The organism is Colwellia sp. MB3u-45, from assembly GCF_014077005.1.
GTDB lineage: Bacteria > Pseudomonadota > Gammaproteobacteria > Enterobacterales > Alteromonadaceae > Cognaticolwellia.
On record NZ_JACGVC010000042.1, the window covers coordinates 87,025 to 96,996 of the forward strand.

A 9,972-nucleotide genomic window follows, 5' to 3' on the forward strand; every position below is an offset into this window, starting at 1 on the left:
ATAAAGTTTTTGTTTCAATGAAGGTGCTAGATTTCTCCTGCAATCCTTCTATTTTATCTTTCACAAATGTTTCGTATAGCGGGTTAATCTTAACTACCTTTTCATCGCGAGTAAGAAGAAAGAGTTTGTTGATAGTGTTTCAATTCAGCATAGGCGTCGCCTAAATCATAGGACGTATTTGGACACTCATGAAAAAATCGAGAATTTAGCTTAAATACTTCAAGTGCTTGCGGGGCTTTATTTTGTTCGATAAGCAAATATCCAATATTTCTCAGGTTTGACTCTTCAAATTTAAATTGATTGGTGTTGAGTAACTTGATAGCCACAGGATGTGCATTTTTATATCTAACAACTAGGACTTCACTAGACACCCAATAAGTACATTGTAACTTCAATTAGAGGTGCTTATGAGCAAAGGCAAACGCTATCCCCAAGAATTTAAAATTGAAGCAGTTAAACAAACCAACAAACGTGGTTATTCGGTCGTTGAAGTATTGGAGCGGTTAGGTATTTGCACTAAAAGGTTATATCACTGGCGATGTTACTCTTAACATTAACTCGGGAATTTTTTCTGTCTCGATATTAGACTCGATTGCTCTTGGGGATTTATTCTGGGGATACTTTGATGGTGTATTTCGATCTATTTTCGTTAATCTTGAGTAATATTGAAAAGCCATATATTAACTTTGATTAATGTGACACATTATTTTAGGCAATAAAAAAGCCTTACCGAAGTAAGGCTTGAAATGCTCGCTATATGGTCTAGTAAACTAGCTTCTTTTTATTAATTTCTTTATTTTTATTATTATTGTTTTTGTTTTTATTATTGTTTTTCTTTAGCGCGGGACATTTATAGCAAAGGCTTTTTCTCTGTGCAACAACTTTAATAGAGCATATATTCCACGAATATCTTCGTATAAGTGATGTGTAAACTCACAACGCTCAGTCTATTTTTTTGTTTGTAGGTGTTGATTAAGCTAAAAGCTAACGCTTTAATAAAATGTCCTTTTTAAAGCGGGGTAAAAAAATGTAAAAAAGTGTTATCGATCAAGTTGTAACGTGAGTATGACCTAATGAAAAAATGTGACTAAAAACACTCCACCTGGTTAACCACTTAGGGCATTTGTAAATATATTTTCACTGTCTTATGGCTTTTGCTGAGAAATATAAAAAAATAAATTTTTTATATTAATGAAATTATTTTTACTAAAAATGATCGCGCCACTAAAACGGCAACTTATTGAGTTAATGATATCTGCTGGTATCTGGCTTTAGCTAGCGTGTGCTAATTAAAGGTTGCGAGAGTATTTTGCCTTATAGCAAAAATAAGGCAAATTTTTTATCAATGCCGTAAGCGTACATAGATTTGATTTGGACATAGATCAATAAAATTTGAAGTGTTAGAATGCGCGCATACAAATAGCGGAGATAAATTTTCATGACTGAATTAAAAAATGATACGTATTTACGTGCGCTATTGCGCCAACCTGTTGATTACACACCTGTTTGGATGATGCGTCAAGCTGGGCGTTATTTACCTGAGTATCGTGAAGTGCGCAAAGGGGCTGGCGATTTTATGTCGGTTTGCCGTGATGCTGATTTAGCTTGTGAAGTGACCATTCAACCTTTACGTCGCTTTCCTCTTGATGCGGCGATTTTATTTAGTGATATTCTAACTATTCCTGATGCTATGGGTTTAGGTCTGTATTTTGAAACAGGCGAAGGACCTAAATTTGAACGGCCAATTACCTGTAAAGCTGATGTTGATAAAATTGGTATTCCAGACCCTGAAGGCGAATTGCAATACGTTATGAATGCAGTACGCACGATTAAAAAAACGCTGAACGGTGATGTACCGCTGATTGGCTTTTCTGGTAGCCCTTGGACCCTCGCCACTTATATGATTGAAGGTAGTAGTTCAAAGGCTTTCACTAAAATCAAAAAGATGATGTTCTCAGAGCCAAAAACATTACACTTATTATTAGATAAATTAGCTGACTCAGTTATTTTATATTTAAATGCCCAAATTGCTGCAGGTGTGCAATCGGTAATGGTATTTGACACTTGGGGTGGTGTTTTATCACCTCGAGACTATAAAGAATTTTCATTGCAATATATGGCGAAAATTGTTGATGGTTTAACTCGTCATAACGATGGTCGCCAAGTGCCGGTGACATTATTTACCAAAAATGGTGGTATGTGGTTAGAAGATATCGTTGCAACAGGTTGTGATGCGGTTGGTCTTGATTGGACCATTGATATTGAAAATGCCAAAGCGCGTGTTGGTGATAAAGTGGCACTGCAAGGTAATATGGACCCATCAATGTTATACGCGCCATTACCGAGAATTGAGCAAGAAGTGTCAAAAATATTAGCAGGTTTTGGCGAGGGTGGCACTGGGCATGTGTTTAACTTAGGTCACGGTATACATCCAGATGTAAACCCAGATCATGCGGGCCACTTTATTGAGTCGGTTCATCGTTTGAGTAAGCCATATCATCGATAAGCTATACTTGTTAGCAATATTATTTGTGCCTTGTTGGCGTAAACTAGTTTAGTTGATTATATCTAAAGGAGCCTGAGGCTCCTTTTTTTTGCCTTGAAATTATAATGCCATGACTGACCTGTAAAATTCAGTTAGACAGTTTCTAATCAGTTGCTAAATAGGCTTAAAAACAGATTTTTTATATATTTAGGCTTTGGTTATTACTTTTAGATTAAGGTATGCTGAGCTAGTAAATTGATTCTAAATGGACATGACAATGATCAAAAACAAAAACTTTTTATCTCTGTTGGCAATAACCTTGTTACTCGGTGCTTGCGGTAGTAGCTCAACCGATAAGGATGACGCTAAAATAGATAAAGCTAATGAGACGATAGCGCAAACTGTGCAGGAAAATAATACCCAGCAGGCAGAGACTACACTTGTTGAGGCACAGGTAAATACTAATAAAGCATTAACAGGTCATGATATGGAAGACACAACAGATAAATTGAAAGATGGATTTAATGGTTGGCAACGTGGTCGTGTGCAGTTTTTAAACTTAGAAGGTGGCTTTTACGGCATTATTACCGATTCAGGCAAAAAATTATTGCCAATGAATATGGCAAAAGAGTTTGCGCAAAATGGGGCTATTGTTCGAGTCAAAGGCAAAGTAAAAGATGTTATGACCATTCAACAATGGGGTACACCTTTTACGATTACCGATATTGAGCTGATAAAACCAGGCAATAAAGTCAATGACGCCGACATGTAATCTTGATCAAGCAGCAGTAACAGGCAAGTGACTAGTTGTTTGCAGCTTATCGGTAAGTTATTGGCAAATAAGTGGCTGAGTAAATAATGTTAAGGTTTTACCTTGGTCACTGACTTGTATTTGATACAGGTTACGATATTGTTGTTCGGTAAGATCTTCGACATCGAATGCACTGAGCAATGCCGACAATTGTGGCGTGGTGTTACTGTGACCCACCACTAATACATTTTCTTTTTGTTTAAGTAACTTCTGTGCAAACTGACTCAGATTTTTTGGCAAATATTTTTGTATGGCAATCTGTTGCTGTTTAGCAAAAGGTGCCGCTGTCGCCATGGTACGTCGGTAGACTGTGCTATATACGTGTTTTATTTGTGTGTGCTCAAGCATAGTCGCAATTTGCTCTGCTCTTAATTGACCACAAGGGGTTAACTTAGGATCATCCTGCACGGCTTGTTTTTCTGCATGTCGAACTAAATAAATACTAAAGCTATTTTCAGCAAGCGTTGGTAAGACAAAAAAATACAGTGCAACCAGTAAAGGATATTTCAAAATTTTTTCACTTTAATGTCCATAAAAAGTAGAGATTAAGGGCAAAGCGATAGAAGCCATGCCCTTGGCTTGTGTTTAAAAAAGTCGATTTAGACCATTTAATGCCGCTACCCTAAAGGCTTCTGCCATTGTTGGATAGTTAAAGGTAGTTTCAACAAAATATTCAATGGTATTGCCACCATTAGTTTGTTGCATGATGGCTTGGCCAATATGTATTATTTCTGCTGCATTCTCACCAAAACAATGAATACCTAAAATCTCTTTGGTTTCTCGGTGAAAAAGAATTTTTAACGAGCCGACTAGGTTATTAGATATTTGTGCCCTGGCTAAATGTTTAAATTGCGCGCGGCCGACTTCATATGGAATTTTTGCTGCTGTTAGCTCTTGCTCAGTTTTACCGACAGAGCTAATCTCTGGAATGGTATAAATACCGGTAGGAATATCAACAGTAAGTTTTGCTTTACTATTGCCATCCAGCATTGCGCTGGCGCAAATTCTCCCTTGATCAAATGCTGCACTGGCCAAACTCGGATAGCCAATAACATCACCCACCGCAAAAATACCTTCTACATCGGTTTGATAAGTATCGCTGACTTTCAGTTGCCCACGTCCATCAGCCTTTAAACCAGCATTCTCAAGTTTTAAATCTGCGGTGTTACCTGTGCGACCATTGGCAAATAATAAGCAGTCGGCGCGCATCTTCTTCCCCGACTCTAAATGGACAATAACTGAATCTTTACTGGTCTCAACACGTTCAATTTGTTCGCCATGGCGAATAACAACGCCGTTATTCCATAAGTGATAGCTTAATGAGTCTGACATTTCAGCGTCTAAGAATGACAATAGACGATCACGGGTATTGATCAGGTCTACTTTGACGCCTAAACCGCGAAAAATACACGCGTACTCGCTACCTATCACACCCGCACCATAGATAATTATTTGGCGTGGCGAATGTTCAAGCGATAAAATACTGTCTGAGTCATAAACTCTGGGGTGCGAAAAATCGACATCATCCGGATGATAGGGACGAGAGCCGGTGGCAATCACTATTTGTTTGGCTGTAATGAAATCGATTGAACCATCAATACGTAATACTTGGAGGGTGTTTGCATCAATAAATGATGCTTCACCGTAAAAATGTTCAACTTGGTTACGGTTATAAAAGCCGCTGCGCAAACTGACTTGTTTACGAATAACGGCAGATGCGTGGCTTAAAATATCTTGGAAGGTTAATTGCTTGGCATTTTGTCCGGCATTAAATAACGGATTAGAGTTATATTCAATGAGTCGGCTAACCGATTGACGTAACGCTTTTGATGGAATAGTGCCCCAATGAGTACAGCCGCCACCCACATTATGATAGCGTTCAATAATAGCAACACGCTTATCACGCTTGGCTAAGTTCATGGCAGCGCCTTCGCCACCAGGCCCTGTACCTATAATGATGGCGTCAAAATCATAGCTTTTAGCAGCGTTTTTTACTTTCTTATTTTCGGCTTGTGCTTGTTTAGTCAACGGTTAACCCTTTAATTCCTGCTTTAAGGAGAAAAATATTAGCAGGAATTAAATCTAAGGTAACTGTTTTTATGCTAGTTTTTCTACCATATTTTGCCAGCTTCGCTGTTGCTCAGCTAATCTTCGCTTAATTTCTTGGTATTGCGCCATAACCTCTGAATTTTCAACACCAGCTAGTAATTGGTCACGTTTACTGGCAACTAACGCTTTACGTACCGCATAAAACTCGTTGATCTTATGAATAAGCTCATCGTACTCATGCTGCAATCTTTCTAGCATCTGCTCTGCGTCAGGGTGGGCCGCTATCTTTTGCTGGCTACGTAATAAAACCATAGATAAACGTGCCTTTTCAATTTTATCTTCAGGTGTCACACGTAACTTTGACGTCAGTTTTAAGTGAGCGCAGCCTTTAATTAACCATTTTGTTGGATCAAACTGCCACCAACGAATGCCATTACGATAGTCGTTTTCAAAGATATGATGGTAGTTATGGTAGCCTTCACCAAAAGTAAAAAAGGCGAGAAAGCCATTATCACGAGCAGTATTTTTTTCAGTATAGGTTTGCTTACCCCAGATGTGCGCTAATGAATTAATGAAAAAGGTGGTGTGGTGACTTAACACTAAACGTAAAAAGCCAAGCAATAGTAAGCTATTAATTATATCACCATGCCATAAACCAAATAAAATAGGGACACCGAAGTTCATTAATATAGTCAGTAGTAAATAGTGTTTATGTTGCCAAACCACCACCGCATCTTTTTGTAAATCGCGCACGTTGTTATAATTATTGTAGTGCTCAGGTTGATGATCTCTTAGCATCCAGCCGATGTGTGAATGCCAAAAGCCCAACTTTGCGGAATAAGGGTCAATATTATTTTTATCAACATGTTTGTGGTGAATACGATGATCAGAACACCAATGCAATGCACTATTTTGCAAAGCAAATGCGCCACCTAGCGCGTAAATCACTCTCAATGACCAATGAGCTTGGTAGGTTCTATGGGACCAAAGTCGGTGATAACCGGCCGTAATCGACATGCCGCAATAGATAAAACAAATCGTTGCTGCGGTGATTTCTGTGGCATCAAAGCCATGAGTGAATGCACGGTAAGGTACTGCAATGGCAGCAAATAAAAAGGTAATGCTAAATACAAAAACATTTAACCAAATAATAGGTGGTTTATTCATTAATTGTCCATCTAAGATTAATCACCGAAAAGTTTTTCGGTGTACACATGTACGCTATCTTTAACTTTACTCGATGCTGAGTCAAGTGTTGATGGTGATTTTTTAGCTAACATACAGAATAAAAATCAGAATATCACAGAGTGGTTAACATCTATTGACTAGTAATATTAACTATTTTCAGTATCATATCAAACTGGTTACAGGCTGAAATAATTACTAGGTGCAAGACGATGAGCGGTATTCGAGCATTACAAAAAGAAAAAACACGTCGACAACTCATCGATGCCGCTTTAGGGCAACTCAGCAGTGAGCGGAGTTTTTCTAGCCTAAGTTTACGTGAAGTAGCAAAAGAGGCAGGTTTAGCGCCAACCTCATTTTATCGCCATTTTTCTGATATGGACGAATTGGGTTTAACCTTAGTGGATGAAGCGGGTTTAACCTTGCGTCAATTAATGCGTCAAGCAAGGCAGCGTATTGACAAAGGGGGCTCGGTGATCCAAATTTCTGTGCGTACATTTATGGAGTTCATTGAAAGTAACGGCAATATTTTTCGCTTGTTACTACGCGAGCGTTCAGGCACATCGAAAGCATTTCGTGCTGCAGTTAATCGTGAAATTCGTTATTTTACGCTAGAGTTGTGTGATTATTTACAACAGGCTAATAAACTTGATGCTGAAGTGGCCTATCTGCAAGCAAATGCTGCCGTAACCATTGTTTTTAGTGCCGGCTCTGACGCACTAGATTGTGATAAAAAAGATTTAGCAGAATTAGCACAACGAACAATTAAACAGCTCAGGTTTATTGCTCGTGGTGCATTTGAAATTGGCGTAGGTAATAAAAACCGCAGCGAGCAGCGCAGTAGTAGCGCTAAAGACGAGACAAAATAACACCCGTTTCTATATGATGGGTATAAGGGAATTGGTCAAATAGAGCAAAATGCTCAATTTTATGGGTTTTAACCAATTCAGTTAAGTTATCACGGAGTGTCTCCGGATTGCATGAAATATAGATAATGCGCTCAAAGCGACTCACTAATTCAACACTATCAGGATCTAGCCCAGCTCGAGGAGGATCCACAAGCACAGTTTGATAATTGTAACTGGTCAGATCAAAACCTTGTAATCGCCGAAATACCCGTTCACCATTCATCGCCTGACTAAAGTCCTCACTCGCCATTCGCACAATATCAACATTGTCGAGTTTGTTAGCCGCAATGTTAATCTGTGCAGACTTAACTGACGTTTTTGATATCTCTGTGCCTAATACCCGATCAAAGTTTTCCGCCAAAGCAATGCTAAAGTTACCATTACCGCAGTAGAGCTCAATTAAATCACCGCCAATATTTTTAGTCGCTTGTTGAGCCCAAAGCAACATCTTTTCATTTACCTTAGCATTAGGTTGAGTAAAGCTATTTTCAACTTGCTGGTAATGAAACTCTTTGTTATTCAATGTTAATGTTTCCATCACAAAGTCTTTGTCTAAGACCACTTTTTGCTTGCGAGCTCGGCCAATAATATCCACAGGAGCGATTGCCGATAGTCGAACTTTTAATTGCTGCGCTTGCTCAATCCATTGTTCATCTAACTGTTTATGATAAAGCAAACTAATCAATACTTCGCCGCTAACAGTTGATAGAAAATCAACTTGGAATAAACGTTGGCGTAATACTTCGTTAGTTTTTATATCCGCTAATAGCGCCAACATAAATTGATTTATAAGCACACTGGCAACAGGAAAGTCATCAACCCGATATTTTTCTTTTGTTTCACTATTAAACATAATGTAATACAGATCATCACCGTCATGCCAAACTCTAAACTCTGCACGCTGGCGATAATTCAAGCTCGGCGAGGTAAATATTTCAAATGTTGGTAATTCAAACTGAGCAAAATTTTCTGTAATATTTTGCTGCTTTTCGTCAAGCTGCTGTTGATAATTATCGGGATGGATATGACTAAACATTGAAATACCTTGTTGAAAGTGGAGGTCGTTAACTGATGATGAAGTCGAGACTTTAGCGATTGGCCTGTTTTTGCTTATTAAAGACATTATTTATTAAACAACGACTGTATCTTAGAAGCACTGGCTTATTAATCACAGCCGCTAATAAAAGCCGCTATTTTATAGACTATAGATAAGCGTTGATAGACTTTGTGGTCAGTAATATTAAAACATTTGAGTTTAATATTATCAAACGCATAAAGTAACTCCCCGATTACCTATATAGTAGTAAAACAAAAAGCCTGTAAACTTATCATTTACAGGCTTTAATATGACTAGTGAGTAAGAGAGTTAAACGACTTCTGTAAATTTTACACTCTTACTACTTAATGGGTCGGTTTTAACAAGCAACGTTATGCTGAGGTTTTATTCAACAATTTGCTCTGGTCGTTCTTTTGCTTCACGAACTTTTAATGTTCTTTGCTGAAATTCACTATCATTCAATGACAAAACCGCTTGCTCTGCATCTGCGGCTGATATTTCAACAAAACCAAATCCGCGTCTTTTTCCTGTATGTTTATCTTTCATCAATCTTACTGATTGAACTTGGCCATACTCAGAAAACAACTCTCTTACTGCGGCTTCGTTAGCTCTATACGGTAAATTGCCAACATAGAGTGTGCTGATGCTTGTATCTGCTTCTTGTGCATTTGTTTCGGCTTTTCCAATTAAGGGCGCGATAAATGCACAAACAAAAGCAACAACGGCGACACTCATACTTGTTAATTCGAATACACTACTGTTAGCCAAAAAATATATAGCAACAGAAAATACTAACGCAACAATTAGCGTCAATGCTTGAGGAGACTTCATAATGGATACCTAATTATTATTTTATAAAAACTTAACTTGCAATTCTATGTTACCCACCTTTTGGTAATGTGCAAGAATAAGTGTGATTTTCATGCAATTTAATTAGGCAAGTATCTATTAATACTATTAACAGTAAGATTTGTTACTTAGTAACTGTTATAGAATAGCTGTTCAGTTAATTATCTTCTCTATTATGGCTATTGTAGTCTTCTTATCTAGAGTAGAAGTTATAAACCTTGTGATTAAGCAATAATAAGAACCACGTTTTCATATGACTTTATACGGGTCGAATGCTATTTGAACGCTCCTAGGTCAATAAAAGCACCAGATGTATAATTAAAAAGCAAACAGTCATTTAATCGCAATTTAATTGATATTAGGTGTTGACGTGAAGCCAGAAATCTCTAGAATGCGCTCCAGTTCCAAGGGGTAACCCAAACGAACGGTTTTAATAGCTTAACTACTCTTTATAAGAGCTAAACAGTTAAGTTAACGTTTTAAAAATGAGTTTGAATCTTCTGAAAGAAAGTTTAAAAAATCTAAATAAAACGTTGACATTAAAACTCAGGTGCGTAGAATGCGCATCTCGCTTCAGGCAAGGCCTGCAGCAACGAATTACTTTACGGTATAGAGCGAATGAGATTCT

At 37.9% G+C, this 9,972-nt stretch carries 9 protein-coding genes and 1 pseudogene; 4 read left to right on the forward strand and 6 right to left on the reverse strand.

Going from position 1 to position 9,972, the window contains the following annotated elements; translation table 11 throughout:
* Positions 1 to 101: 101 nt before the first annotated feature.
* On the reverse strand, positions 102 to 371 hold the full coding sequence (locus H4J41_RS04730) for a hypothetical protein (RefSeq protein WP_182137413.1): 270 nt from the start codon (positions 369 to 371) through the stop codon (positions 102 to 104).
* Between the two features lie 36 nt (positions 372 to 407).
* Here H4J41_RS04730 and H4J41_RS04735 point away from each other — a divergent pair.
* The 3 genes and pseudogenes from H4J41_RS04735 to H4J41_RS04745 form a co-directional block, all read left to right on the forward strand.
* Positions 408 to 536, forward strand: a pseudogene (locus tag H4J41_RS04735) (transposase); the annotation flags it as partial.
* A gap of 902 nt (positions 537 to 1,438) precedes the next feature.
* Positions 1,439 to 2,506: a uroporphyrinogen decarboxylase gene (hemE, locus tag H4J41_RS04740; RefSeq protein WP_182137412.1), complete on the forward strand. Its 1,068-nt coding sequence runs from the start codon at positions 1,439 to 1,441 to the stop codon at positions 2,504 to 2,506.
* Between the two features lie 256 nt (positions 2,507 to 2,762).
* On the forward strand, positions 2,763 to 3,257 hold the full coding sequence (locus tag H4J41_RS04745; protein WP_182137411.1) for a hypothetical protein: 495 nt from the start codon (positions 2,763 to 2,765) through the stop codon (positions 3,255 to 3,257).
* A 57-nt stretch (positions 3,258 to 3,314) separates the two neighbouring features.
* Here the strand turns inward: H4J41_RS04745 and H4J41_RS04750 are convergent, their stop codons facing one another.
* From H4J41_RS04750 to H4J41_RS04760, 3 genes are all read right to left on the reverse strand, one after another.
* A complete protein-coding gene (locus tag H4J41_RS04750; protein WP_220460963.1) occupies positions 3,315 to 3,806 on the reverse strand; it encodes a histidine phosphatase family protein in 492 nt (163 codons plus the stop codon).
* Positions 3,807 to 3,881: 75 nt separating this feature from the next.
* Positions 3,882 to 5,324 carry a Si-specific NAD(P)(+) transhydrogenase gene (sthA, locus tag H4J41_RS04755; RefSeq protein ID WP_182137410.1) on the reverse strand — a complete coding sequence of 481 codons (1,443 nt, stop codon included), beginning with the start codon at positions 5,322 to 5,324 and terminating at the stop codon, positions 3,882 to 3,884.
* Positions 5,325 to 5,393: 69 nt separating this feature from the next.
* A complete protein-coding gene (locus H4J41_RS04760) occupies positions 5,394 to 6,512 on the reverse strand; it encodes a fatty acid desaturase (RefSeq protein ID WP_182137409.1) in 1,119 nt (372 codons plus the stop codon).
* 230 nt (positions 6,513 to 6,742) lie between these two features.
* Here H4J41_RS04760 and fabR point away from each other — a divergent pair, with 230 nt between their 5' ends.
* Complete coding sequence (fabR, locus tag H4J41_RS04765) at positions 6,743 to 7,399, forward strand: HTH-type transcriptional repressor FabR (protein WP_182137408.1); 657 nt, start codon at positions 6,743 to 6,745, stop codon at positions 7,397 to 7,399.
* Here fabR and trmA read toward each other — a convergent pair.
* Both trmA and H4J41_RS04775 read right to left on the reverse strand, forming a co-directional pair.
* Positions 7,380 to 8,474, reverse strand: a complete 1,095-nt coding sequence (gene trmA / locus H4J41_RS04770) for a tRNA (uridine(54)-C5)-methyltransferase TrmA (protein WP_182137407.1) — start codon at positions 8,472 to 8,474, stop codon at positions 7,380 to 7,382. The two genes, fabR and trmA, sit on opposite strands and share 20 nt — an antisense overlap.
* A gap of 405 nt (positions 8,475 to 8,879) precedes the next feature.
* Positions 8,880 to 9,326: an RNA-binding protein gene (locus H4J41_RS04775; protein ID WP_182137406.1), complete on the reverse strand. Its 447-nt coding sequence runs from the start codon at positions 9,324 to 9,326 to the stop codon at positions 8,880 to 8,882.
* Positions 9,327 to 9,972: the final 646 nt, after the last annotated feature.